Source organism: Baekduia sp. (genome assembly GCF_035685985.1).
Lineage (GTDB): Bacteria > Actinomycetota > Thermoleophilia > Solirubrobacterales > Solirubrobacteraceae > Baekduia.
Window position 1 is genome coordinate 233305 of record NZ_DASRZV010000037.1, and the last position, 24763, is coordinate 258067.

Consider the following 24763-nt stretch of genomic DNA (forward strand, 5'->3'; position numbering starts at 1 on the left):
TCCGCCGGGCGTGAGGCCAGGCGGCGCACCGCATCGATCGGGGCCAAGGAAAACTCCTCCTCCGAACAAGACTTCCGACGACCCGCGCCTACGCTACGCGGCGACGCCCATCGGCGTCAACCACCGCACGGGCCATGCCGCGGTCCCGCGGATCCACCCGCCGGTCAGGGCGGTGAGAACCCCTCAGCTCTCGCGCGAGCGCGCCAGCCGCAGAGCGTCGGCCGCCGCCGGGATCTCGCGCTCGAGGTCCAGCTCGACCGGCCGCCCGTCGGGCTGCGGCAGCCGGTCGCCCAGCTCCTCGGCCTGGTCGAGCTCGGCCAAGAACGGCGACAGGTAGCGGCCGGCGACCTTCGTCGGCGGCCAGAACAGCGCGTGCCGCGCGGTCGTGCCCTCCGGGTCCTGCGCCGGGTCGTGGCGCAGCCAGCGCTGTCCGCGGCCGGTCAGCACGACGCCGCGCAGCACCGGTCGGAACGGCTCGGGCGTCACGTCGGCGCCCGCCCACGCCGCGATCGCCTCCGCGGCCGCGTCGGCCTGCTGGGCCGCCAGCCCGCCCTGCTTGACCGGGAACGCGATCGCGTCGCCCGCCGCCCACACGCCCGGCGTGTGCGCGACGCGCCCGTGCTGGTCGGTGAGCACGAAGCCCAGGCGGTCGCTCGGCAGGCCCGCGACGCGCGGCCCGGCCGCGGTCGGCAGCGCGACCGTGCGGCCGGCCTGCAGCGGCGTGCCGTCGGGCAGCAGCGTCAGGCGCCCGTCGACCTCGCTGGCGTACGCGCCGGTCTCGATCGTCACGCCGGCCTCGTCGAGGTCGGAGCGGATCCCCTCGCCCGCGGCCGTGCCGAAGTTCGCCAGCGGCGCCGCCTCCGGCGTGTAGATGGTGATCGCGACGTCGTCGATCCCCATCCCCCGCGCGTCGTAGGCGGTCATCAGCGCCAGCTCGTAGGCGGGCAGCGGCCACGTGTTGGCGGGCGGCACCACGAAGGCCACCGACTTGGTGTAGCCCTCTTCCAAGTCCCTCAACAACCCGCCGAAGACCTCCGGGTCGCGCTCGGGCGTCCAGGTCGTCGCGCTCGGGAACGCGGTCGCGCTCTCCGCGCCGATCGCCACGATCAGCGCGTCGTAGGACAGGCGGTCGCCCTCGGCGGTCACGACCACGTTCGCGCCCGGCTCGACCGACACCAGCGCGTCGCGGCGCAGCGTGATCCCGATGCGGTTGGTCAGCGCGGCCAGCGGGTGCTTGCGCGCGTGTCCGCGGCCGAACGGCTCGGCGACCGCCATCGGCCGGTAGGAGAACTCCGCCTCGGGGCTGATCATGGTGATGTCCACCAGGTCGCCCGCGAGGTCGCGCAGCGCCAGCGCGGCCTCCAGCCCGGCGACGCCGCCCCCTGCGATCAGGACCTGCTTGCGCTCTGCCATGTCGCTGACCTTAGGTGATCGTCGCTCGGCTCGCCGATCGTCAACCGGTCGGCAACACCCGCCCTGGCGAGGACGTCGAGCACCGGCGGGCGCACGCCGACGAGCACGAACGCCACCGAGCGGGCGCGCAGCGCGTCGGCGATCTCGCCGAGGACGTCGGCGGCCTGCACGTCGAGCTGCGTGTTGAGCGACAGGTCGAGGACCACGCGCCGCGGGCGGACGGCCGGCGCGGGCCGCTCCACGAGCCCCACCACGTGGTCCTGGACGCGCTGGACGTTGGCGTAGAACAACGGCCCGTCGGGGCGCAGCTCCAGCGTGCCGTCCGCGCGCGTGGAGGCCGTGACGTCCACCCCGGCCAGCATCCGGATGATGTACACCAACGCCAGCCCCGCGGCGACGATGAGCCCCTGCAGGACGCCCAGCCCGAGCACGCCCACCAGGGCCAGACCGGTGAAGACGGCCGCGCTGCGGCGCACGCGCGCGATCCGCGCGACCTCGCGCCAGTCCCAGAACCCGGAGACCGCGACGATGACGACCGCGGCCAGCGTCGCCTGCGGCAGGTCGGTGAACGCGCCGCCCAGGAACGCGCCCGTCAAGGCCACCAACACGGCGCAGACGACGGCGGTCAGCGGCGTCCGCGCGCCCGCCTCCTCGGCCGCCGCGGTCTGCGACGCGCCGCCGGACTGCACGAACCCCGACGACAGCCCGCCCAGCAGGTTCGACGCGCCGAGCGCGAAGAGGTCGCGGCTGGCGTCGACGCGCTCGTCGTGCTTGGTCCCCAGCGCGCGCGAGACGCCGATCGACTCGGCGGTCAGCAGCAGGATGCCGAAGGACGGCGCGACCAGCGCGGCGAGCTGGCCCGCCGACACGTCCGGCCAGGCCGGGTCGGGCAGCGCCTGCGGGATCCGGCCGACGGTCCCCACGCCGTGGCCGTGGAGGTCCAGCAGCGCGGAGGCGACGATCGCGCCGACCAGGACGACCAGCGGCGCGGGCGCGCGCGGGACCCAGCGGCGCAGCGCGACCAGCGCCCCCAGGCACGCCGCCGCGACCGCGGCGGTCGCCGCGTGGACGTCGCCGAGGTGCCGCGCCAGCGCGCCGAGCCGGTCGACGAACGTCCCCTCCGCCGCGGGCAGGCCGAGCGCCGACGGCAGCTGCTCCATCGCGATCGTCAGCCCCAGGCCGAACGTGAAGCCGACCATCACGGGCTTGCTGATGAGGTCGGCGATCGCGCCCATGCGCAGCGCGCCCGCGACCATCAGCACGACCGCCGCGACGATCGCCAGCGCCGCCGACAGCGCGGCGAACCGCGCCGCGTCGCCGTCGGCCAGCGGTCCGACCGAGGCGGCCGACACCGCCGACGTCGCCGTGGTCGCGCTGACGATCAAGAAGCGCGACGTGCCCAGCGCCGCGTAGGCCAGCAGCGCGCCCGGCGCCGCCATCAGCCCGGCCGCCGGCGGCAGGCCGGCGATCTGCGCGTAGGCCACGGCCTGCGGCGCGACGACCGACCACACCACGATGCCCGCGACCAGGTCGGCGCGCAGCCACGCGCGGTCGTAGGCGCGCAGCCACGACGGGACCAAGGAGGACGCGGACGCGCCGCTCACGGCCGCACGACGCAGCGGAAGCCGAGGTGCGACGTGGACGTGTCGACGGTCTCGCCCTGGCGCGCCGCGGGCCGGTAGCGCAGGCAGTAGCTCGGCGCGCAGAGGTGCGACCCGCCCTTGATGACGCGCCGCTCGAAGCGCTCGCCCGGCAGCCGCTCGGGCGCGCAGCACGGGTGCGTGCCGCCGGTCGCCCAGCGGTCGGCCGTCCACTCCCAGACGTTGCCGCAGACGTCGTACAACCCATAGGCATTGGGTGGGAACGCGCTCACCGGCGACGTCCCCTCGTAGCCGTCCCGCAGCGTGTTCTCATAGGGGAACCGCCCCTGCCAGGTGTTGGCCATCGTCCGGCCGCCCGGCGTCGGCTCGTCGCCCCAGGCGTACACCTTGCCCTCCAGCCCGCCGCGCGCGGCGCGCTCCCACTCGGCCTCGGTCGGCAGCGCCTTGCCCGCCCATGCCGCGTAGGCCTCCGCGTCCTCGCAGGCGACGTGCGTGACCGGGTGGCGGTGCAGGCCGCGGACGCCGGACCCCGGACCGCGCGGCGCCCGCCACGTCGTCCCCGGCACGTAGGCCCACCACGCGCCCGGACGGCGCAGGTCGACCGGCCCGGCCGTGCGCCGGAAGACCAGCGACCCGGGCACCAGCGCGGACGGGTCCGCGTCGGGGTAGTCGGCGGCGTCCAGCGGGCGCTCGGCGACCGTCACGTAACCGGTCTCGTCGACGAAGCGGCGGAACTCCGCGACCGTCACCGGGTGGCGGTCCATGAAGAGCCCGGCGGCCAGCGTCATCGCGCGGACCGGCGCCTCCTCCTCGTAGAAGCGGTCGCAGCCCATCGTGAACGTCCCGGGCGGGATCCAGGCCATGCCCGGCGGCGCGGCGATCTCGGTGCTCGGCATGCCGCCACCCTCGCGCGCCCGGGCGTGAGCGGGGATCACCCGCGCGGGGTGAACCACCGTCACCCGAGCGCCCCCGACCATCCGGGCACGATGGCGTTCCTCTCGCTGCACGGCTACCGCCGCGCCTGGCTGGCCGGCGACGTCCTGGCCGGCCTGACGGTCTGGGCGGTGCTCGTGCCGGAGGCGTTGGCCTATGCCTCGATCGCCGGCGTCTCGCCGGTCGTCGGCCTCTACGCCGCGCCGGGCGCGCTGATCCTCTACGCCGCGCTGGGCAGCTCGCGCCAGCTCATCACCGGGCCGATGTCGGCGACCGCCGCGCTGAGCGCCGCGACCGTCGCCGCGCTCGTGCCCGCCGCGGGCGGCGACCGCTTCGTGGCGATGACCGCGACGCTGGCGATCGCCACCGGCCTCTGCGCGCTGGTCGCGGGCCTGCTGCGCCTGGGCTTCCTGGCGAGCTTCATCTCCGAGCCGGTGATCAAGGGCTTCATCATCGGCCTGGCGCTGACGATCATCATCGGCCAGGTCCCCAAGCTGCTGGGCGTCGGCAAGACCGACGGCGACTTCTTCGAGAAGCTCGTCGGCGTCGTCCGCCACCTCGGGGACCTCGACGTGCTCACCACCGTCGTCGGGATCCTGTCGCTGGTCGTCGTGCTCGGCCTGCGCCGGGCCGCGCCGCCCGTGCCGGGATCGCTGGTCGCCGTGGTGCTCGGCGTCGCCGCGGTCGACCTGCTGGGCCTCGACCACCACGGCGTCGAGATCGTCGGCCACATCGCCCGCGGGCTGCCGTCGCTCGGGTTCCCCGACGTGCGCTTCCACGACCTCGGGACGCTCATCCCGGGCGCGCTGGGCGTGATGCTCGTCGGCTTCGCCGAGGGCCTCGGCGCGGCGAAGACCTACGCGGCGCGCGAGCACCAGGAGATCGACGCGGGCCGCGAGCTGCTGGGCCTGGGCGGCGCCAACCTCGCCGCCGGCCTGTCCAGCGGCATGGTGGTCAACGGCAGCCTCTCCAAGACCGCGGTCAACGGCTCGGCCGGCGCGCGCTCGCAGCTGTCGGGCCTCGTCGTCGCGGCGCTGACGATCCTGACGCTGCTGCTGCTCACCGGGCTCTTCGAGCACCTCCCGGAGGCGACGCTGGCCGCGGTCGTCATCGCCGCGGTGGTCGAGCTGGTCGACGTCGAGGCGCTGCGGCGCCTCTACGAGCTGGGCTCGCCACCGGACTTCCTGGCGTCGGTCGCGGCGCTGTTGGGCGTGCTGGTCTTCGACACGCTGCCGGGCCTGTTCATCGGCATCGGCGTCTCGCTGTTGTTGTTGCTCTACCGCGCGTCGCGGCCGCACGTGGCGCGGCTCGGGCGTCTGCGCGGCGGCGCCTACGTCGACCTCGCGCGCGAGCCCGAGGCCCGGGCGCCCGCGGGCGTGGCGGTGCTGCGCGTCGAGGGCCCGCTGTTCTTCGCCAACGCCGACGCGGTCCGCCACGAGCTGCTGGCCGCCGGACGCGAGGCGGGCGTGCACGCGGTCGTGCTCGACGCCGAGACGACGCCGTCGATCGACGCGACCGCCGCCGAGATGCTCCGCCAGGTCGCCGGCGACCTGCGCCGCGGCGGCTGCCGGCTGCTGCTGGCGCGCGACGTCGCGGGCGTCCGCGACCTGCTCACGCGGGCCGGCGACGACGACCTGACGGCCATCCACCGCTCGGTCCGGGAGGCCGTCGCCGCCACATCACCCTTGGAGGGTGACGTTCGACCACGCGACCATGCGGGAGCGTCCACGCATGACGTCGTATGAGATCAGCGTGCTCGGCTTCCTCGATCCCGGCATGCTGGAGGAGCTGGGCGTCCGCTCGGTGGAGGAGCGCCCCGCGAGCACGGTCGTGCGCGCCGAGGTCGGCGACGACGGCGGGCTGGACGGCGTGCTCCAGCAGCTGTCCGCGCTGGGGATCGAGTTCCTGGAGGCGCGACAGGTCGGCGACGACCGCGCGCCGGGGTAGGCGGCGATGGGCCGTTCGAGCGTCGAGATCCGGATCCGCGGGCGGCTCGACGACGACGGCCTGCGCCGCCTGCAGGACGCGTTCGGGCGGCTGAGCATCGCGCAGACGGTCATGGTCGGCGACGTCGCCGACCAGGCCGAGCTGCAGGCGGCGCTGGCGCTGCTGCGCGACGCGGGAGCGCAGGTCGTCGAGGTGCGACGCGTCGGCGGCCACGGCGGCCACGGCGGCGGCGGGCGCTAGGAGCGCCCGATCGTCCCGGGGGCCAACAACCCCAACTCGCGCCCGCGCCGGACGGCCTCGCGGCGGCCGTTGACGCCGAGCTTGCGGTACAGGTTGCGCAGGTGGCTCTTGACGGTGTTGAGCGTCACGTACAACTCGCCCGCGACCTCCTGGGCGGAGAGCATCGTCGGCAGGAACCGCAGGACCGCCAGCTCGCGCTCGGTCAGCGGCTCGCGCAGCGGCTCGACCGGCTCGCGGACCGGCTGGGCGGTGCCGGTCGCCGTCAGCTCCAGGACGTCGCCGACCAGCGCGCGGTGCCCGGTGCCGTTGCGCAGCACGCGCTCCAGCAGCGGCGCCGTGTCGCCGGTGGCCAGCGCGAGGCGCAGGCCGTCGGCCTCGGCGAGGTCGAGCCCGCGGCCGATCAGCCGCAGCGCCGCGGGCCGGTCGCCGGAGGCCTCGGCGGCGCGCGCCGCGATCGACAGCGCGCTGACGACCAGCGGCAGCGGCAGGCCCGGCCGGTCGGCCACGGCCTCGGCGAGCGTGCGCGCCGCGTCGGGCTCGCCCAGCGCCAGCGCGGCCTCGGCGCGGCCGGCGTCCATCAGCGGCACGGCGGCGGCGCCCGCCGCGGCGGCCGCGTCGTCCAGCAGCGCGCGCGCCTCGCCGGGGCGGCCCAGCGCGACCAGCGCCTCGGCCCGCAGGACGAGCGCGAGCCGCCCGAGGCGGCGCGGCGGCACCCAGCCGGCGGTCGCGCGCGTCAGCCCGCCGAGCACCGCCTGGCGCTCGGCCGGCGTCGCGGCGGCCATCGCGACGCGGCCGCGGACGACCTCCAGCGCGAGCGTCGCGAGGCGTCCGCCGGGCCGCGCCGCGAGGGCGGCCGCGGCCCGGCGGGAGGCCGCCGCGGCTCCGACGACGTCGCCGCGCTCGGCGGCGACGATGGCGCGGGCCAGCTCGGCGTCCGGCTCGGCCGGGGCGTCGACCGACAGGTCCGCCGCGGCGAGCGCGGCCTGACGCACGTGTCCGTCCAACGCGTAGCACCAGGCGCGCAGCGCGTCGGCGCGGCGGGCCAGCGGCACCAGGCCCGCTCGCCTCGCCTCGACCGCGGCGGCACGGAGGCGGCGCTCGGCGTCGGGGTCGCCGTCGGCGACCCCGGCCTCTCCGAGCGCCAGAAGGGCGACGGCGCGGGCCGCCAACGCGGAGCGGTCCAGCGCGTCGGCCGCGCGCAGGACGACCGCGGCGTGGTGGCGGACGCCGGCGACGTCGCCGTCGCGCAGCGCCAGCAGCGCGCGGACCTGCGCGACCTCGACGCTCAGCCGCCCGCGGCGCTCGCCGGCGGGCAGCGCGTCGTGGCCCTCGGCCTGGCCGACGAGCGCGCGCGCCGCCTCGGGGCGGCCGTCGTCCAGCGCCCGCGCGGCGGCGAACGCCGCCACGAACGGGCGCCGCGCGAGCACGCCCGGCGGGAGGTCGCGCAGCGCCTCGTCCAGCACGGCGGCGTCGTCGGAGGCGCGCAGCAGCGCTCCGTGGTCGCGCAGGAGCGCGTCGACGAGGTCCCAGGCGCCGGCGCGCGCCGCGTGGCGCAGCGCGTCGGTCGGATCGCCCGCCTCGCGGAAGAAGCGCGCCGCGCGCCGGTCCTGCCCGGCGACGGCGTCGCCGCCCTGGCGGCGCAGCTGCGCGCGCAGCAGGTCGCGGAACAGCGGGTGGTAGCGGTACCAGCGCCCGCGCCGGTCCAGCGGCTCGACGAGCGCGTTGCGCCGGACCAGGTCCTCCAGCATGTTCTCGCCGCCGCTGCCCTCGGTGAGCGCGTCGGCCAGCGGGCCGGAGACGCGGTCGAGCACCGAGGTCCGCATGAGCATCTCGCGGACCTCGACCGGCAGGCGGTCGAGCACCTCGTGGACGAGGAACGCGACGACCGCGCGGTCGTCGCCGGCGAACTCGCGCACCGCCTCGCCGGGACGCGGGTGGTCGGTCAGCAGCAGCGCCGCGAGGCGCAGGCCGGCGGCCCACCCCTCGGTGCGGCGCACCAGCAGCGCCAGCTCGTCGTCGGCGAGGACGACGTCGTGGTGCGCGAGCATCGCCCGCGCCTCGTCGGCGGTGAACGCCAGGTCGTCACCGCGGACCTCGCTCAGACGGCCCTCGAGGCGCAGGCGATGCAGGGGCTGGCGCGGGTCGACGCGGGTGCTGACGACGAGGCGCGCCGAGCGGTGCTCGAGCAGCGGAGCCAGCAGCGCGCCCAGCGCGTCGTCGTCGGCCTCCTGGGCGTCGTCGACCACGATCGCCAGCGGGCGGGTTCGGGCGTCGAGCGCACGCACGACCTCGGCCTGCCCGCCGCGGGCCGACGCGCGGCCGGGAAGGGCGGCGGCGAGCCGGCGCCAGAGCGCGCCGGCGTCGCCTTCGTCGCACGGGGGAAGCGCGACCCACGCGAGGTCCGCCCGGGGGTGGGCGGCCGCCCACTGGCGCAGGGCGACGGTCTTGCCCGATCCGGGCGCCGCCGCCACCAGCGTGAGCCCGCCGGAGACCGCGCGGTCGAGCGACGCGGTCACGCGCGCCCGCGGGACCAGGGCGGCCCCTGGGGGAGGGCCGGTGACGCCCCGGGTCCGGCTCGTCCCGCCACGCCGGCGTCCGGCCGGGCGGGACGGCGCCCCTGTGGAGGGTCGGCTCACGGCCGATATTCAGTCAGAACGGGCCCGCGCGCGCCTCAACCGAACCGGATGATCCTCACTCCGGAAAATTGACGCTGCTCAGAGTTGCTGCGCGGTGAGCATGCGCAGCACCCGCGCGCGAACCACCGCATCCCGGCGCGACGAGACGCCCAGCTTCTCATAGATGTTGTGCAGATGCGTGCGCACGGTGGCCTCGGAGACGTGCAGGGCCTCCGCGATCTGCGCGGCCGACAGCTCCGTGGGCAGGTGTCCGAGCACCGTGCGTTCCCGATCGGTGAGCGGGCGGAGGATCTCGCCTTCGGGCACCGGCCGCCCGTCGGAGACGTGCTCGCGCAGCTCCCGCACGAACGCCGCGTGCGACGTCCCGCGCTCCAGGTGGGCGTCCAGCAGCTCGCGCAGGCGGATGCCGTCCTCCAGGAACGGCCGCATCAGGCCCTCGGGCGCGGCGAGGTCCAGCGCGCGCTCCAGCGCCGCGTGGGCGGCGCCGTCGTCGCCCAGGCGCGCGGTCGCCAGCGCGTAGCAGGCCAGGTGCCAGGCCTCCAGGCCCGGGACCGGCGTCCGGACCGCCCACGGGTGCAGCCGGCGCGACGCCGCGTCGGGCGCGCCGCGGGCCACGGCGTGGCGCGCGAGCACGAGGTCGACCAGCGGGCCGGACACCGGATCCGCGCCGTCGGCCAGGCGCGCCAGCAGCGCGTCGGCCTCGGCGTCGCGCCCGGCGCGGCTCAGCAGCCGCGCGCGCAGCAGCTCGATCGTGCGTCCGTGCGCCGGCGGCGACGGGCACTGGTCGCGAACGGCGACCGCCTCGGCGAGGCGCTCGAACGCGCGGTCGTCGTCGCCTTCCAGCTCGAGCAGCAGCGCGTCGAGGAACAGCGCGTGGAACCAGATCTCGGGGCTGCGCGAGACCTCCGCCGCGAGGCGGGCGACCGTCGCCTGCTCGCGCGCGGTCGCGAGGTCGTCGCGGTCGTAGGCGACGTGGCCGAGCGCCAGCGCGCGCCGCGCCCGCGTCTCGGCGCGCGGATCGTCGGCGCCGACCGAGCGCGCCAGCCGCTCGGCCTCGCGCAGGCGCCCGGCGCCCGCGGCCAGCGCCGCGCGGCCGACGCGGGCGCGGGCGAAGACCGCGATCGCGCCGCAGCGCTCGGCCAGCCCGGCCGCGTGCCCCAGGCGCTCGTCGGCGTCGGCGTTCCGGCCCTCGGCGAGGTCGAGCCGGCCGAGCTGCAGCAACGCGTAGGCCTCGAGGCCGACGGCCTCGGGATCGGCGCGCCGCCGCGCGCGCTCGGCGATCTCCTCCAACGCCGCGTGCGCCGCCGCCCGGTTGCCCGCGGCGCGCGCCGAGGCGACCGCCAGCGCCAGCGCCACGCCCTCGTCGACGTCCTCCCCGCGCGCGTCCTCCGGCGCGATCAGCGCTCGGGCGGTCTCGGCGTCGCCGCCGTCGACCAGCGCGAGCGCCGCGGCGGCACGGCCCGCGCGCGACGGCGGCGCGGAGGCCGCCAACGCCTCGGGCGCGGGCGCGACCAGCCGTCCGGCCAGCAGCAGGCTCACCGCGCGACCGGCGAGCACGCGGTCCTCCAGCAGCGCCGCGCCCAGGCCCGGGACCGCGGCGCCGTCGACCGACGGCCGCGCGGCCAGCTCCTGGCGCAGCGCGCGCAGCATCGGCCGCGCCAGACGCCACGTGCCCGCGCGCGCCCCGCGGCGCAGGAAGACGCGCGCGGCGACCAGCGCGCGCAGCCGCGGCGCGGCCTCCTCGGCACTGAGGCCGAGCGCCGCCGCGACGCCGCCCGCGTCGATCTCGTCCAGCGCCGAGAGCAGCAGCAGCTGCTCGACGGTCGCCTCGTCGGCCACGTCGCGCAGGACGTCCAGCGCGTAGCCGCCGCGCAGGCCGGAGCGGCCCGTGGCGGCCGTCAGCCGGACGGCCGCGCACCAGCCGTCGGTCTCGTGGGCGACCGCGCGCGCCTCGGCGGGCCCGACGTCGTCCCAGCCGCCGTCGGCCAGCGCCACGCCGACCTCCTCGGGCTCCAGCGCGAGGTCGTCGGCGTCCAGCAGCAGCAGCGGCCCGGTGCGCTCGAGCTCGATCGCGCACAGGCCGAGGTCGGCGCGCGCGGCGATCACCGCGGCGACGCCCTCGGGCCGGCGGGCCAGCGCGGCGCCGAGCGCGACGCGCCCGGCGCCGTCCAGCGTCTCGGCGCCGTCGGCGACCACCAGCGGCTCGGTGCCCGCGCGCAGCCGCGCGGCCGCGGCGCCCGCGGGGCAGGGCGTCACCGGCGCGCCGCGCAGCGCCAGCCACTGGCGCAGCAGGACGGTCTTGCCGGTGCCCGGCTCGGCGGCGATCAGCGCGACGCCGCCCGCGTCGGCGACGTCGTCCAGGCGCGCGCGCAGGTCCTCGCGGCTCCCGGGCCGGCCCGGCGGGATCGACGTCGTGCTACCACTGCCCGGCTGCTCCTTGATCGCCGCCTCCCTCGTCGTCGCGGAGTCTCGCCCGCCAAGGGTGATGCGATCTCGTCCAAAAGGCAATGAGCATCGCCGACCACGATGCCGCGCACGACCGACGCCACCGACCCGAACGTCGCCAGGGGCTTGGACTCCGCCGCGGCCTGGAGCTGGCGCGTCCTCGTCGTGGCCGGCGCCGCGGCGCTCGGCGTCTTCCTCTTCTGGCAGCTGCGCGCGTTCGCGATCCCGCTGTTCATCGCGGTCCTGTTCAGCACGCAGATGCTTCCCGCGACGCGCTGGCTGGCCGGCCGCGGGCTGCCGCGCGCCGCCGCGATGGTGGTGGTCATGCTCGGGCTGGTCGTCTCGCTCGCGCTGCTGACCGTGGTGATCATCGGGTCGTTCGTCGGGGAGCTGGACGAGATCGGCGCGTTCGTCTCGCAGGCCGGCGACGACATCGCCGACTGGGCCAAGGACCACGACGGCCCGCTGCACCTGGACAGCGGCTCGGTCGACCACGCCGCCGGCCAGGTCGGCCCGGCGCTGGCCGACGCCGGCAAGGTCCTCTTCGGCGGCGTGCTCGGCGGCGCGTCGCTGCTGGTCGAGCTGATCAGCGGCACGGTCCTCGCGCTCGCGTTCCTGATCTACCTGCTGACCGACGGCGAGCGCGTCGGCGCGTGGCTGGTGCGCCGCTTCGCGCCCGAGCGCCGCCCGAACGTCGAGCGGATGGCGCTGCGCGGCTGGCAGGCGCTGGGCGGGTACGTCCGCGGCGTCACGCTCGTCGCGCTGTTCGACGCGGTGCTCATCGGCGCCGGGCTCGTCGTCCTCGGCGTGCCGATCGCCGGGTCGCTGACCGCGCTGGTCTTCCTCGCCGCGTTCGTGCCGATCGCCGGCGCCTGGGTGTCGGGCGCGGTCTGCGTCGCGGTCGCGCTGGCCGGCAACGGCGTCGGCACCGCGGTCGCCGTGCTCGTGATCGTGCTCGCCGTGCAGGAGATCGAGAGCCTCGTCCTCGACCCCATCATCTACCGGCGCAGCGTCAACCTGCACCCCTTGGCGACGCTGGCGGCGGTCACGGCGGGCGGCATCGTCGCCGGGATCATCGGGGCGTTGATCGCCGTGCCGGTCGTGGCGTTCTTCTGGGCGCTGCTGGACGAGCACGACCGGATCGCCGAGGAGCGGTGAGGGCCCCGGCCGACGCCGGTCGGCGCGCCTGCCTCACCCGCCGCGGACGGGGCGGGCTCACCCTCGCGCGGCCGAGGATCGGCGTGGTCCACCCACGACACGCATCGGAGCCATCATCCTCATGAGCGATCTCATCGCCATCGCCTACCCCGACGTCGCCACCGCCCGGCAGGTCGCCGGCCGCATCGGCGAGGCCGCGAAGGGCAAGCTGCTGGACGTCGACGACCTCGTGATCATCGAGCGCCGCGAAGACGGCAAGATCAAGCTGCATCAGCCGTCGCTGGCGGGCGTCGGCGCGCTGGGCGGCGCCGCGTGGGGCGGCCTCATCGGCCTGCTCTTCCTCGTCCCGGTCTTCGGCATGGCGGTCGGCGCGGCGACGGGCGCCGTGGCCGGCGCGCTGAGCGACGCCGGCGTCGACGACAACTTCATGAAGGAGCTGGGCAACGAGCTGCAGCCGGGCACGGCCGCGCTCGTCGGCCTGGTCCGCAACGTCAACAAGGACAAGATCCTGGACGAGATCCACGTGCCCGGCACGCTGATCCACTCCTCGCTGTCCGACGACGCCGACACGCAGCTGCGCGAGGCGTTGGAGAGCGCGGGCGCCAAGCAGCCGGCGTAGGCGTCACCGGTCCTGTCCGTCGAGGTGTCCCAGGCCGACGGCGACGACGCGTCGGCCTGGGCGGCGTCGGAGGGCGGGCGCGCGGGCCCCGACGGCGCCCCCTCACTGGGCGTCGTCGAAGCCGTCCTTGACGCCGTCCCAGAAGCTGTTGGTCACCGAGTCGTTGGTCTTGCTGAACGACTGGGCGCGGGAGCGCAGGTCCTGGATGTCGGACTGCAGCTCGACGCGCGCGTTGCTCTGCGCGGTGGCGTTGTCGGAGGTGATCGCGGTGCGCAGGTTGCCGACCACCGAGTTGAGGCTGTCGCGCTGCGCGTCGACCTGGCCGCGCACGCGCGAGCTCACGTCGTCGCTGACGTCGGAGACCGCGTTGCGGACCGCCGTGACGCCGGAGGTCAGCTCCTGGGCGTTGGTCGCGTTGCTGAGCTGGGCCATCGCCTTGCCGACCGCCTTGCCGTCGCTGTGCGCGGTGTCCTCGGGCGAGGTGCCGCAGCCGGCCAGCGCGCCGCCGCCCAGCAGCGCCGTGACCGCCAGCGTCGCCGTCGTCGTGTGCCGGATGTTCATCGTCCACCTCCGAAGGCCACCATCAACTCGAGCAGGCCCTGGACGATGAGGCTGATCCCCACGACCAGGACGAGCGTGCCCAGCGCGATCTCCGGCGAGGCCAGGATGATGATCCCGGCGGCCGCCCCGATGATCCCCCAGATGACGTTCCACACCCGGGCGGCAGGGTCGACCACGCCGTGGACCAACTGCATCACGCCGAGGAACAGCCACCAGAACCCGAGCAGCAGCGCCGCCGTCGCCACCGAGGCGCCCGGCCGGACGATCAGCGTCAGCCCGAGCAGCAGCCCGATGACCGACACGATGATGTCGAGGAGGCGCAGCCCCACCGGCAGCTCGTGGGCGCCGATCGCGCGCACCAGCGCCGAGACCGCCCAGATCGTGAAGTAGATGCCGAACAGCAGGCCGACGGCCAGCAGCGTCGGTCCCGGCCAGATCAGCGCGGCGACGCCGATGACCACCGACAGGGCGCCGGCGATCGCGGCCAGCCACCGCGGCGGCCCGGAGGGCGTGTCGCCGACGCCGCCGAACGGGTCGGCCGACGGGTAGGCCGCGCTCATCGCACCGGCGCGGGGAGTGAGAGGTGGACGTGCATGGCGCCACCGTGCCAACGGCGGGGGTGACCGGCCATCACACGGACGGGGTGAGGCGTCCTCACCCACGGCGCGCGCAGGCTGGCGACATGAGACGCGCGCTGCCCGTTCTCGCCACCTTCCTGCTGGTGATCGCCGCGCTCGGGGCGTGGGCCGAGCGCCAGCTGCTCGACGCCGACCAGTTCACCAAGGCCGGCGTGCAGCTCCTGCAGCAGCCCGCGATCCAGAACACGACCGCCGCCTACCTCTCCGACCAGCTGACCCAGGGCGACACGGTCTCCAACGAGCTGCGCGCCGCGCTGCCGCCGCGGCTGGCGCCGCTGGCCGGGCCGCTGACCGCCGGCGCCGGCGAGCTGGCCGACCGGGCGACCAAGCGCATCATGCGCTCGGGCGCGTTCCAGTCGCTGTGGGAGAAGAGCGTGCGGCTGCTGCACAACCAGCTGGTCGCGGTCATCGAGCACGGCGACGGACCGTTGGCCAAGCGCGGCGTGACCCTCGACCTGCGCCCCCAGCTCGGCGTGCTCGCCCAGCGCCTCGGCGTCCGCGGGGCGGCGACGGGCCACAAGGCCACGGTCAAGATCCTCGACGGCCACCAGATCGCCACGGCGCGCAAGGCGGTCAACCTGCTGAAGGCCGTGCGCTGGATCAGCGCGGCGCTGTCGGTCGTCGCGCTCGTGGCGATCGTCGCGGTCTGGCCCGACCGGGCGCGCGGGCTGCTCGTCGCCGGGCTGACGCTCATCGTCGCCGCGCTGATCGTCCTCGTCGTCCGGCGCGTCGCGGGCCGCGAGCTGGTCACGGAGGTCACCCAGAACGGCACCGCGGCCCCGGCGGCGACCGCGACCTGGAACGTGCTCACGTCGCTGCTGCGCGAGATCGCCGGCACCGGCATCGTCCTGGGCGCGCTGTGCGCGATCGGCGGCTGGCTGGCCGGCGGCACCGCGTGGGCGGCGAGCGTCCGGCGGTTCGTCGCCCCGGTCGTCGTCGTCCATCCCGAGATCCCCTACATCGTGGTCCTCGGCGCGATCGTCGCGCTGCTGGCCGCGGGCCTGCTGCCCGCGTCGACGCGGCCGCTGGGGATCGTCCTGTACCTGGTCCTCGCCGGCGCGGGCGTGTGGGCGCTGCGGCGCCAGATCGCGCGGGAGACCGAGGCGCGGGCCGCCCCGCCCCCGACGCCGGCCACCCCCAAGGCCGTCACGTGAGGGTGCCGTCGACCACGGCGCGCGCCACGGCCGAGGGCCGCGCGATGGTCGACCGCCTGATCGCCTTCGAGATCGTCGACCGCTCGCTGGTCATCGGCGCGCAGGCGTTCAGCGCGCTGATCCCGATGCTGATCGTGTTCGCGAGCTGGGGCGCGCGCGACGGCGGCTCGATGGCCGACGGCGTCATCCACCGCTTCGACCTCAGCGGCGACGGCGCGACCGCGGTCCGGCGCGCGTTCGCCGCCCCCGCCGAGGGGACGTCGATCACGATCGTCGGCCTGCTGCTGGTCGTCGTCTCGGCGCTGTCGTTCACGCGCCGCGTGCAGTCGCTGTTCGAGCGCAGCTGGGACCAGGACCGCCGCGGGATGCGCGCCACGTCCTGGGGCCTGGGCTGGCTGGCGCTGTTCGCGTTGTACTGGACCCTGTTCCCGCTGGTCAGCGACACGCTGGACGGCGTCGTGCGCTGGGTGATCTCGCTGGCCGGGACGTTCGCGTTCTGGCTGGCGACGCCCTACGTGCTGCTCGGGCGGCGCGTGCCCTGGAAGCACCTCCTGCTGCAGGCCGGCCTGACCGCGGTGGGGATGACCGCGCTGACGGCGGGCGCCGCGATCTACGCGCCGCGCGCGGTCACGTCGTCGGCCGAGCAGTTCGGCGCGATCGGCGTGGCGTTCTCGTTGTTGTCGCTGTTGTGGGCGGGCGGCTTCGTGGTCGTCGTCGCGGCGGCGCTGGGCTCGTACCCGTTCATCTCGCGCGGGGGCGTCACCTCGTGATCCGCCGCGCGCTGGGCACGATCGTCGTCGCGGCGGCGGGGCTGCTGCTGGCCGCCTGGATCCTGCCCGGCTTCGTCGTCGCCTCGGCCGGCGCCGCGGTCCTGGCGGTGATCGTCGCCGCGCTGCTCAACGCGCTGCTGTGGCCGCTGCTGATCCGGATCACGCTGCCGCTGACGGTCGCGACGATCGGCCTCGGCGCGCTGCTGCTCAACGCCATCGTGCTGCTGGCCGCCGCGGCGATCGTGCCGGGCGTCTCGATCGCCACGGTGCTCGACGCCGTGCTGGCGATCGTCCTGGTGACCGTGCTGACGTCGATCGCCGCGTCGCTGCTGTCGATCGACGACGAGGACCGCTTCCGCGGCCACCTCGCGCGGCGGCCCAGGCCGCGCGACCGGATCGAGACCGACGTCCCCGGCCTGCTGATGCTGGAGATCGACGGCCTCGCCCACGACGTCCTGCGGCGCGCGCTACGCGACGGCACGGTCCCGGCGCTGGCGCGCTGGGTCCACGAGGGCCGCCACCGGCTCGTGCGCTGGGAGACCGACTGGTCGTCGCAGACCGGCGCCTGCCAGGCCGGGATCCTGCACGGCGACAACCACGACCTGCCCGCGTTCCGCTGGTGGGAGAAGGACGGCGAGCGCGCGATCGTCACCAACCACCCACGCGACGCGGCGGAGATCGAGGCGCGCGTCTCCGACGGGCGCGGGCTGCTGCACGACGACGGCGCGTCGCGCGCGAACATCCTCTCCGGCGACGCGCCGCACTCGCTGCTGACGATGAGCACCGTGCTCGACGTCCGCCGCGACCGGCTCGGGCGCGACTACTTCACCTACTTCGCCGACCCCTACAACATGGTCCGCACGCTGGTGCTGGCCGTCGGCGACATGCTCGTCGAGCGCCGCGAGGCGGGCCGCCAGCGCCGGCGCGACGTCGTGCCGCGGATCGCGCGCGACTGGTCCTACGCGGCCGTGCGCGCGTTCGCGACCGCCGTCCAGCTCGACCTCCAGGTCGAGACCGTGATCGGCGACCTGGAGGCCGGGCGGCCGACGATCTACACCACGTTCCTGGCCTACGACGAGGTCGCCCACCACTCCGGCCTGGAGCGGCGCGACACGCTGGCGGTGCTCGCCCGCGTCGACCGCCGCATCGCGCGGATCGCCGCCGCCGCGGCGCGCGCCCCACGGCCCTACGAGATCGTCGTGCTCAGCGACCACGGCCAGTCGCAGGGCGCGACGTTCCGCCAGCGCCACGGCGTGACGCTCGAGGAGGTCGTCATGGAGGCCTGCGGGCGCGGTGCCGTCGCGGCCCAGACGGCGGCCGAGGACGAGGCCCTCGGGCGCCTCGGCGCCGGCCTCGCCGAGGCCGCCGCGGGCACCTCGTCGCGCGCCGGCGGCCGGGCGCTGGTGCGGGCCGAGCGCGCGGTGACGCACGCCCCCGATCCGGGTCACTCCGAACGTCACATCGACGTCGGGAGTGACCCGGATCGGGGGCGGCGGGACGCTGAGCGGGCCGAGGCCCCGCCGGAGGTCGTCGTGATGGCGTCGGGCAACCTCGGGCTGATCAGCTTCCCGCGCCGCGCGGGCCGGGTCACGCGGGAGGACGTCGACGCGGCGTACCCGCAGCTGCTGGACCGCCTGCGCCACCATCCCGGCGTCGGCTTCGTGCTCGTGCGCGACGCCTCCGGCGAGGACGTCGTGCTCGGCGCCCGAGGCGAGCGCCGGCTGGGCGACGGCCTCGTCGTCGGGGTCGATCCGCTGGCGCCGTTCGGCCCGCGCGCCGCGCGGCACGTCGCGCGCTCGTCGGCCTTCCCGCACTGCCCCGACATCATGGTCAACGGCGCCTACGACCCGCAGACGGGCGAGGTCGGCGCGTTCGAGGAGCTGGTCGGCTCCCACGGCGGCCTCGGCGGGACGCAGAGCTTCCCGTTCCTGCTGGCGCCCACGTCGCTGCCGCTGCCCGACGAGGACCTCGTCGGCGCCGAGGCCGTCCATCGGCTGCTGCGCGCATGGCTGGCGCGGCTCGGGCACGGGGCGTTCCGCGACGACGACGCGCTCCCGACACCTTCGGCCCCGGCGGCGCCATGAACGACCGGCTGCGCTGGATCGGGCACGCCACCGTCGAGCTGTCGCTCGGCGGGACGGTCGTGCTCACCGACCCGGTCCTGCGCACGCGCGTCGGCCACCTGCGCCGCGCGGCGCCCGCCGTCGTCCCGGACGCCGGCACGACCGACGTCGTCGTCCTCTCCCATCTGCACCGCGACCACGCCGACCTGCCGAGCCTGCGGCGCGTGGGCGGCCACCCGGCCGTGGTCGTGCCGCGCGGCGCCGGGCGCTTCCTGCCCATGGCGCTGCGCGCGCGGGCGGTCGAGCTGGCCGTCGGCGACGGCGTCACGGTCGACGGCGTCGGCGTCCGCGCGGTCCCGGCCCGCCACGACGGCCGCCGCCATCCGCTCGCGCGCTCCGCGTCGTCGCCCGACGCGCTCGGCTACGTGGTGACCCGCAACGGCAAGCGGATCTACTTCGCCGGCGACACCGACCTCTTCGACGGCATGGCGCACATCGGCGAGAGCGGCCTGCACGTCGCGCTGCTGCCGATCGCGGGCTGGGGCCCGAAGCTCGGGCCCGGCCACCTCGACCCCGAGCGCGCCGCGAAGGCCGCCGCGCTCCTGCGCCCCGCGGTCGTCGTCCCGATCCACTGGGGCACGTTCGTCCCCGCGCAGCTGGTGCGCGGCCGCGAGGCGCTGCTCAGCGAGCCGATGCCCGCGTTCGCGAAGGCGCTGGCCGCGCACGCGCCGGACGTTCGCCTGGCGGCGCTGGCGCCGGGCGAGACGCTCCCGCTCCCCGCCGTCTGACGCCGCGGACGACGCCGAGCACGATGCGCAGGGTCTTGCCGTCCTCGTCGGGGTCCCCGAGCGCCTCGCAGAGCGCGATCGCCCACCAGGGCGCGACGATGAGCGGTCGGTCGCCGGCGGCTATGACGTCACCTTGGCCCACGCGCGGATGACCGGGCCTCAGCCGCGTCGGGTGAGCCCGCGCCGCCGGAAGCCGGCCCCCGAGCGGCGGCCCAGCGCCTACCATCGCCTGGACATGGGCCTGTCCCCGACCGCCGGGCTGTGCGAGGACGACGCGGACCTGCGCGGGGTCGTGCGCGACGTGCTCGCGCGCGAGGGCTTCGCGGTCCGCACGACCGCGACCGGCTCCGAGGCGGTCGCGGCCTTCGGCGCCGACCCGCCCGACGTGCTGATCCTCGACGTCGGCCTGCCCGACGCCGACGGGCGCGACGTCTGCCAGGCGCTGCGGGCGCGCGGGGTCGGCACGCCGGTGCTGTTCCTGACCGCGCGCGACGCGCTGCCCGACCGGCTCAGCGGCTTCCACGCCGGCGGCGACGACTACCTCACCAAGCCGTTCGCGATCGCCGAGCTGGTCGTCCGCGTCCAGGCGCTCGTGCGCCGGGGCGCCGCCGGGACGACCGCCGCCGTCGCCGAGGCCGCCTCCGACGCGGCGGCGATGCGCCTGGACCCGGCCGCCCACGCGATCGTCCTCGGCGACCGCTCGGTCCCGCTGACCCCGACCGAGTTCCGGCTGCTGGCGCGGCTGGCCGCCAAGCCCGGCGAGGTCGTCCGGCGGCCAGCGCTGGTGGCCGCGGCCTGGCCCGACGGCGCGATCGTCCACGACAACACGCTCGACACCTACGTCGCGCGCCTGCGCCGCAAGCTGCGCGAGGCCGGGACCGAGGACACGATCCAGACCGCGCGTGGCGTCGGCTACCGCTTCGGGTGAGCTTCCGCAACCGCATCCTGCTGACGTCGCTGGTCATCCTGGCCGCCGGCCTCGGCGCGCTGGTCGTCGCCGGCAACGTCCTGCTCGACGTCCGCGTGCACTCCGAGGCCTCCAGCGAGCTGCGCACGCAGGCCGAGGCGGTGCTGGCGACGATCGACGTGCGCGACGGCCGCGTCACCGTGCGCGCGACGCCGACCGAGGCGTCGCTGGACCGCCACGCCTGGGTGCTGGAGGGCGCGACCGTGATCGAGCAGCCCGACGTCGTCGGCGACGCGCTCGACACGGCGGCGATCGACCTCGGCCGCCGCCAGGCGTTCGGCGAGCACGACGGGCCCCACGACGTCGCGCTGCGGGCCGAGCCGATCGTCGCGCCGGGGCGGGCCGAGCCGATCGGCGCGGTCGTCGTCGCGCTGTCGACCGAGGGGCTGGAGACGCTGCAGCAGCAGGTGGTCGTCGGGTCGCTGGTCGTCGCGCTGCTCGTGCTGGTCGCGGGCGGCCTGGCGCTGCGGCGCGCGATCGACCGCGCGCTGGCGCCGGTCGTCGCGATGACCGACGCCGCCGAGACGTGGGGCGCGCAGGACCTCGACCAGCGCTTCGGCCTCGGGCCGCCCCGCGACGAGCTGACCGGCCTGGCCGCCACGCTCGACGGGCTGCTGGCGCGGATCGCGGCGTCGCGCCGTCACGAGCAGCGCTTCGCGGCCGAGGTCGCCCACGAGCTGCGCACGCCGCTGGCCGGCGTGATGGGCCGCGCGGAGCTGGCGCTGGACGCCTCCGGGCCGGAGGCCGACGCCGAGCGCGAGGCCGCGCTGCGCGTGGTCATCGCGCAGGGACGGCGGCTGACCGAGACGGTCGACACGCTGCTGGCCGTCGCGCGCCGCGAGCTCGACCCCGGCGCCGGGTCGGTCGACCTCGAGGCCCTGGCGCACGAGGTGCCGGGCGCGCGCGTGACCGTGCCCGAGGGCGGCGTGCCCGCGGCCGAGGGCGATCCGGACGTCCTGCGCCGGGCGCTCGCGCCGCTGGTCGACAACGCCCGCCGCCACGCGGCGTCCGCGATCACGCTGGAGCTCTCCTCCGTGCCCGGGCACGTGCGGCTCGCGGTCCGCGACGACGGGCCGGGGGTCGACGCGGCGCTCGGCGAGCGCGTCTTCGAGCCGGGCGTCAGCGGCGCGGGCGGCGGCGGCGCCGGCCTCGGCCTGCCGCTCGCGCGGCGCCTGGCGCGCTCGTGCGGCGGCGACGTCGTGCTCGCCGGCGACGGCCCGGGCGGCTGCTTCGTGCTCGACCTGCCGGTGGCGCTCAGCGCCGGCCCGCGAGCCACGCCGCCCCCAGCACCGCGCTGACGGCCGAGCCGAAGAGGATCCCGATCTTGGCGGTGGCGATCCGCGCCGGGTCGTCGAAGGCGAGCTGGGTGATGAACAGCGAGACGGTGAACCCGATGCCGCCGAGGATCGCGAGGCCGACGACGTGCCGTGTCGTCACGCCCTCGGGCAGCACGCCCCACCCCAGCCGCCGGCCCAGCAGCGTGCCGCCGGTGATGCCGAGCGTCTTGCCGACCAGCAGGCCGACGGCGATCGCCCACGCCAGGCGCTCGCCCGCCGCGGCCGACAGCACGCCGCCGGTCAGGTCCACGCCCGCGTTGGCCAGCGCGAAGACCGGCACGATCACCAGCGCGCTGAGCGGATGCAGCCGGTGCTCCAGCGTGGCCAGGACCTCGCGGCCGCGCACGGGCCGGGCGGGCGTCATCAGGCCCAGCGCGACGCCCGCGATCGTCGCGTGCACGCCGGACTCGTGCACCTCGACCCACGCCAGCGCGCCGATCAACACGTACACGGTGATCCACGGCACGCGGTCGCGGATGGCGTAGGTGATGCCCAGCGTGGCGATCGCGGCCAGCAGCCAGCCCAGCGCGATCGACTCGGTGTAGAAGATCGCGATGATCGCGATCGCGGCGATGTCGTCGACGATCGCGATCGTCAGCAGGAACAGCTTGGCCCCGGACGGGACGCGGCGGCCCAGCAGCGACAGGACGCCGACGGCGAAGGCGATGTCGGTCGCGGCCGGGATCGCCCAGCCCTTGGTGTCGGGCGTGCCGACCGTGAAGGCCACGAAGATCAGCGCGGGCAGCGCGACGCCGCCGGCCGCGGCGACCACGGGCAGCAGCGCGGCGCGGCGGTCGCGCAGCTCGCCGATGACCAGCTCGCGCTTGATCTCCAGGCCGACGACGAAGAAGAACACCACCATCAACGCGTCGTTGACCCAGTGGCGCAGGTCGAGGTGCAGGCCGAGGACGTCGAGCTCGCGGTGCCACGTGCGCTCGTAGCCGCCGACGTCCACGTTGGCCCAGATCAGCGCGACGACCACGCCGACCAGCAGCGCGATCCCGCCGACGGCCTCGTCGTGCAGGTACTCGCGCAGGGCGCCAAGGCGGTCCGGGCGGTCGTCGTCCACCGCCCGCACGCTAGCGGCGCGGGCGGAGACCGTGAGGCGACCCATGGCGTAGGCCTTGGTCCCGCACCAGCTCGCCGAGTAGATGACGTGCACGCGATCGCCGCAGCGCAGGACCTCCGGGCCCTCGTCGATCGCGAAGACGCCCTGCTCCCAGCTCAGCGTCGGGGCTGGAGATCGGGACGGAACGCGGGGCCCGCCGGAGGAGATGAGGTGGTCGCGCCCGCCGACGCTCGGTCGCGACCAGGTTGACGGTGGTGAAGCGCTTGTCCTTCAGCTTGGTCTGGACGAGCGCGCGGATCGCGCTCGGCGCGCGCTTCAGCGCGCGGCTCGCCGCCGCCGGGATCTCGACGTTCCCGTGCAGCGCGCGCGGCCGCGCGTCGAGGAACGGCGTGCGGCGTCAATCTGTCAAGAGGTCTTTCCAGAATGCGAGCGGCGGACCGCTCGGAGACTCCGCCCCGATGCCCGCGGGTCAGCGATACGGCGGCCGCACCGCCGACGAGCGCCGCGCCGAGCGGCGCGAGCGCCTGCTGGACGCGGGCCTGGAGCTGTTCGGCACGCAGGGCTACGCCAACACGTCGATCGAGGCGCTCTGCTCGGCCACGCGGCTGAACCCGCGCTACTTCTACGAGTCGCTCAAGACGCGCGAGGAGCTGCTGCGCGCGGTCTACGACCGCCACACCCGCCTCGCCACGGCCGTCGGCGTCAGCCTCGAGCTGGAGCGCCACCGCCGCGACGTCCTGCGCGGCTTCGCCGAGCTGGTCGAGCGCGAGGCCGACGCGCTGGCCGCCCAGGGCCTGCTGCCCGCGCGCGACCACCGCCCGACCGCGCTCGCGATCGTCGACACGCTCGTCGACCTCTTCCTCGCGGCGTTCCTGACGCCGCCTCAGCCGTAGATCGAGCGCCCGGCGAGCACGGAGGCGTTGGGCGGGTACGGCACGAGGTCGTTCATGTACGCCGGCCGTGACGCGACGCGCCCCAGCCAGCCGACGACCGCGGGGTAGGGCTCCAGCGCGAGGCCCGCGTCGGACGCCACGTGCGCGTAGCCGTAGACCGCGACGTCCGCGATGGTGTAGGCGTCGCCCACCAGGAACGGCCGGTCGCGCAGATGGTCGTCCAACAGCGCCAGCACCTCCAGCGCGGCCGCGTGCCGGGCGCGCGCGGCGGGCTCCTCCGGCGTCAGGCGGCCGGTCATCAGGCGGAAGCGCAGGCCGGCGATCGCGTGGACCAGGTCGGCCTGCTCCCACAGCAGCCAGCGCAGGACCTGGGCGCGGTCGAGGCGATCGTCGGGCAGCAGCGGCGTGCCCTCGGCCAGATGCCACAGGATCGCGCCGGACTCCGGCAGCGTCCGGCCGTCGTCCAGCTCCAGGACCGGCACGGTCCGCGACGGGTTCAGCGCGACGTAGCCGTCGGTCAGCGTCGCGCCGTCGAAGATGTCGACCGCGACGCGCTCGACGTCGTCGCGGCCCAGCTCGGCGAGCAGGAGCCGGACCTTGTAGGCGTTGGCGGAGGCGGCGTAGTCGTAGAGGCGCACGACGATGCAACGCGCCGACGGGGCGCGACGTGAGATCCGTCCCGCGCCATACGCCACCGTATTGACAGCGCGCGCGCCATACGCCACCGTATGGCGCATGCTCGACCTCGCACCGGACCTGCGCCTGCTGCCGTCGCGTCCCGCCTACGCGTTCAACGTCTACGTCGCGGGCGGCACGATCGTCGACGCCGCCACGCGCCACGCGCTGCGCCGGATCCTGCGCGACACCGCGAGCCTGCGGATCACCGCCCACGCCGTCACCCACGGCCACTCCGACCACCAGGGCTCCAGCGCGGCGCTCGTGCGACAGCTCGGGATCCCGTTCTGGGCGCCGGCCGGCGAGGCCGAGGCGCTGCGCTCCGGCCGCGACGACGCGCTGACGCCCCAGAACCCGATCACCCGCTGGCAGGCGCGCCACTGGCGCGGCCCGGCGGTCGCCGTCGACCGCGAGCTGGTCGAGGGCGACGAGCTGGACGCGGGCTTCGTGGCGCTGGAGACGCCCGGCCACTCGCCGGGCCATCTCAGCTACTGGCGCGAGGAGGACCGCACGCTGATCGCCGGCGACGTGCTCTTCGGCCGCCATCCGATCACCGGCCGCCCGGGCCTGCACGAGCCGCCGTCCCGCTTCACGATCGATCCGGCGCGCAACCGCGCGTCGATCCGCCGCGTCGCCGAGCTGCGCCCGGCGCTCGTCGTCTTCGGCCACGGCCGCCCCCACCGCGACCCCGAGGCCCTGCTGCGCTTCGCCGCCGCGCTGCCCGACGACGCGCCCGCGGCGCCGCCCACGCCCGCCCGCGTCTGACACGCAAGTTCCCCCGCTCGGGGGATGCTCGGCGTTGAAGGGATCTGAGCATGATGCCGAACACCGAAAGGTCGGGGCCGAACTCACGGCC

At 76.2% G+C, this 24763-nt stretch carries 22 protein-coding genes; 13 read left to right on the forward strand and 9 right to left on the reverse strand.

Going from position 1 to position 24763, the window contains the following annotated elements; genetic code table 11:
- Positions 1–183: 183 nt before the first annotated feature.
- The 3 genes from VFG42_RS25980 to VFG42_RS25990 are packed head-to-tail and all read right to left on the reverse strand — an operon-like array spanning position 184 to position 3910.
- Entirely contained in the window at positions 184–1413 is a 1230-nt protein-coding gene (locus VFG42_RS25980; RefSeq protein WP_324911757.1) for an NAD(P)/FAD-dependent oxidoreductase, read from the reverse strand.
- Positions 1389–3017: a SulP family inorganic anion transporter gene (locus tag VFG42_RS25985; protein WP_324911758.1), complete on the reverse strand. Its 1629-nt coding sequence runs from the start codon at positions 3015–3017 to the stop codon at positions 1389–1391. Before VFG42_RS25985 ends, VFG42_RS25980 begins: the two co-directional genes overlap by 25 nt.
- A complete protein-coding gene (locus tag VFG42_RS25990; RefSeq protein ID WP_324911759.1) occupies positions 3014–3910 on the reverse strand; it encodes a formylglycine-generating enzyme family protein in 897 nt (298 codons plus the stop codon). The genes VFG42_RS25985 and VFG42_RS25990 overlap by 4 nt, the downstream gene beginning before the upstream one ends.
- Positions 3911–4000: 90 nt before the next feature.
- Here VFG42_RS25990 and VFG42_RS25995 point away from each other — a divergent pair, with 90 nt between their 5' ends.
- Genes VFG42_RS25995 through VFG42_RS26005 form a run of 3 tightly spaced genes read left to right on the forward strand, consistent with a single transcriptional unit; the run spans position 4001 to position 6134 of the window.
- Positions 4001–5692, forward strand: coding sequence for a SulP family inorganic anion transporter (locus tag VFG42_RS25995; RefSeq protein ID WP_324911760.1), 1692 nt, complete (start codon positions 4001–4003; stop codon positions 5690–5692).
- The gene (locus VFG42_RS26000; protein WP_324911761.1) at positions 5679–5894 is read left to right on the forward strand and encodes a hypothetical protein; all 216 of its coding nucleotides are present in this window, start codon (positions 5679–5681) and stop codon (positions 5892–5894) included. The genes VFG42_RS25995 and VFG42_RS26000 overlap by 14 nt, the downstream gene beginning before the upstream one ends.
- A 6-nt stretch (positions 5895–5900) precedes the next feature.
- Positions 5901–6134, forward strand: a complete 234-nt coding sequence (locus VFG42_RS26005; RefSeq protein WP_324911762.1) for a hypothetical protein — start codon at positions 5901–5903, stop codon at positions 6132–6134.
- Here VFG42_RS26005 and VFG42_RS26010 read toward each other — a convergent pair.
- Together VFG42_RS26010 and VFG42_RS26015 are read right to left on the reverse strand one after the other, a co-directional pair.
- The gene (locus VFG42_RS26010) at positions 6131–8650 is read right to left on the reverse strand and encodes a LuxR C-terminal-related transcriptional regulator (protein WP_324911763.1); all 2520 of its coding nucleotides are present in this window, start codon (positions 8648–8650) and stop codon (positions 6131–6133) included. The genes VFG42_RS26005 and VFG42_RS26010 overlap by 4 nt on opposite strands.
- Before the next feature lie 198 nt (positions 8651–8848).
- Entirely contained in the window at positions 8849–11278 is a 2430-nt protein-coding gene (locus VFG42_RS26015) for a LuxR C-terminal-related transcriptional regulator (RefSeq protein WP_324911764.1), read from the reverse strand.
- Positions 11279–11296: 18 nt separating this feature from the next.
- Here VFG42_RS26015 and VFG42_RS26020 point away from each other — a divergent pair, with 18 nt between their 5' ends.
- Both VFG42_RS26020 and VFG42_RS26025 read left to right on the forward strand, forming a co-directional pair.
- Positions 11297–12373 carry an AI-2E family transporter gene (locus VFG42_RS26020; protein WP_324911765.1) on the forward strand — a complete coding sequence of 359 codons (1077 nt, stop codon included), beginning with the start codon at positions 11297–11299 and terminating at the stop codon, positions 12371–12373.
- Between the two features lie 121 nt (positions 12374–12494).
- On the forward strand, positions 12495–12992 hold the full coding sequence (locus tag VFG42_RS26025) for a DUF1269 domain-containing protein (RefSeq protein ID WP_324911766.1): 498 nt from the start codon (positions 12495–12497) through the stop codon (positions 12990–12992).
- Between the two features lie 102 nt (positions 12993–13094).
- Here the strand turns inward: VFG42_RS26025 and VFG42_RS26030 are convergent, their stop codons facing one another.
- Positions 13095–13553 carry a hypothetical protein gene (locus tag VFG42_RS26030; protein WP_324911767.1) on the reverse strand — a complete coding sequence of 153 codons (459 nt, stop codon included), beginning with the start codon at positions 13551–13553 and terminating at the stop codon, positions 13095–13097.
- Positions 13550–14113, reverse strand: a complete 564-nt coding sequence (locus tag VFG42_RS26035; protein WP_324911768.1) for a DUF308 domain-containing protein — start codon at positions 14111–14113, stop codon at positions 13550–13552. Before VFG42_RS26035 ends, VFG42_RS26030 begins: the two co-directional genes overlap by 4 nt.
- A gap of 122 nt (positions 14114–14235) precedes the next feature.
- On the opposite strand from VFG42_RS26035, the gene VFG42_RS26040 reads away from it, so the two are divergent.
- The 6 genes from VFG42_RS26040 (at position 14236) to VFG42_RS26065 (ending at position 21231) form a co-directional block, all read left to right on the forward strand.
- Complete coding sequence (locus VFG42_RS26040) at positions 14236–15345, forward strand: hypothetical protein (protein WP_324911769.1); 1110 nt, start codon at positions 14236–14238, stop codon at positions 15343–15345.
- Positions 15346–15347: 2 nt separating this feature from the next.
- Positions 15348–16115 carry a YhjD/YihY/BrkB family envelope integrity protein gene (locus VFG42_RS26045; RefSeq protein ID WP_324911770.1) on the forward strand — a complete coding sequence of 256 codons (768 nt, stop codon included), beginning with the start codon at positions 15348–15350 and terminating at the stop codon, positions 16113–16115.
- Positions 16112–18199 (forward strand): phage holin family protein, encoded by a 2088-nt coding sequence (locus VFG42_RS26050; RefSeq protein ID WP_324911771.1) that lies wholly within the window; start codon positions 16112–16114, stop codon positions 18197–18199. The genes VFG42_RS26045 and VFG42_RS26050 overlap by 4 nt, the downstream gene beginning before the upstream one ends.
- Positions 18196–18966 (forward strand): MBL fold metallo-hydrolase, encoded by a 771-nt coding sequence (locus VFG42_RS26055; protein ID WP_324911772.1) that lies wholly within the window; start codon positions 18196–18198, stop codon positions 18964–18966. Before VFG42_RS26050 ends, VFG42_RS26055 begins: the two co-directional genes overlap by 4 nt.
- A gap of 235 nt (positions 18967–19201) precedes the next feature.
- Positions 19202–19894, forward strand: coding sequence for a response regulator transcription factor (locus VFG42_RS26060; RefSeq protein ID WP_324911773.1), 693 nt, complete (start codon positions 19202–19204; stop codon positions 19892–19894).
- Positions 19891–21231, forward strand: a complete 1341-nt coding sequence (locus tag VFG42_RS26065; protein ID WP_324911774.1) for a HAMP domain-containing sensor histidine kinase — start codon at positions 19891–19893, stop codon at positions 21229–21231. Before VFG42_RS26060 ends, VFG42_RS26065 begins: the two co-directional genes overlap by 4 nt.
- Here VFG42_RS26065 and nhaA read toward each other — a convergent pair.
- Positions 21188–22339, reverse strand: a complete 1152-nt coding sequence (gene nhaA / locus VFG42_RS26070; RefSeq protein ID WP_324911775.1) for a Na+/H+ antiporter NhaA — start codon at positions 22337–22339, stop codon at positions 21188–21190. The genes VFG42_RS26065 and nhaA overlap by 44 nt on opposite strands.
- Positions 22340–22797: 458 nt before the next feature.
- Here nhaA and VFG42_RS26075 point away from each other — a divergent pair, with 458 nt between their 5' ends.
- On the forward strand, positions 22798–23232 hold the full coding sequence (locus tag VFG42_RS26075; protein ID WP_324911776.1) for a helix-turn-helix domain-containing protein: 435 nt from the start codon (positions 22798–22800) through the stop codon (positions 23230–23232).
- Here VFG42_RS26075 and VFG42_RS26080 read toward each other — a convergent pair.
- Positions 23223–23870, reverse strand: a complete 648-nt coding sequence (locus VFG42_RS26080) for a glutathione S-transferase family protein (protein ID WP_324911777.1) — start codon at positions 23868–23870, stop codon at positions 23223–23225. The two genes, VFG42_RS26075 and VFG42_RS26080, sit on opposite strands and share 10 nt — an antisense overlap.
- 97 nt (positions 23871–23967) lie before the next feature.
- Here VFG42_RS26080 and VFG42_RS26085 point away from each other — a divergent pair, with 97 nt between their 5' ends.
- Positions 23968–24672, forward strand: a complete 705-nt coding sequence (locus tag VFG42_RS26085) for an MBL fold metallo-hydrolase (RefSeq protein ID WP_324911778.1) — start codon at positions 23968–23970, stop codon at positions 24670–24672.
- The last annotated feature ends 91 nt before the right edge of the window (positions 24673–24763 follow it).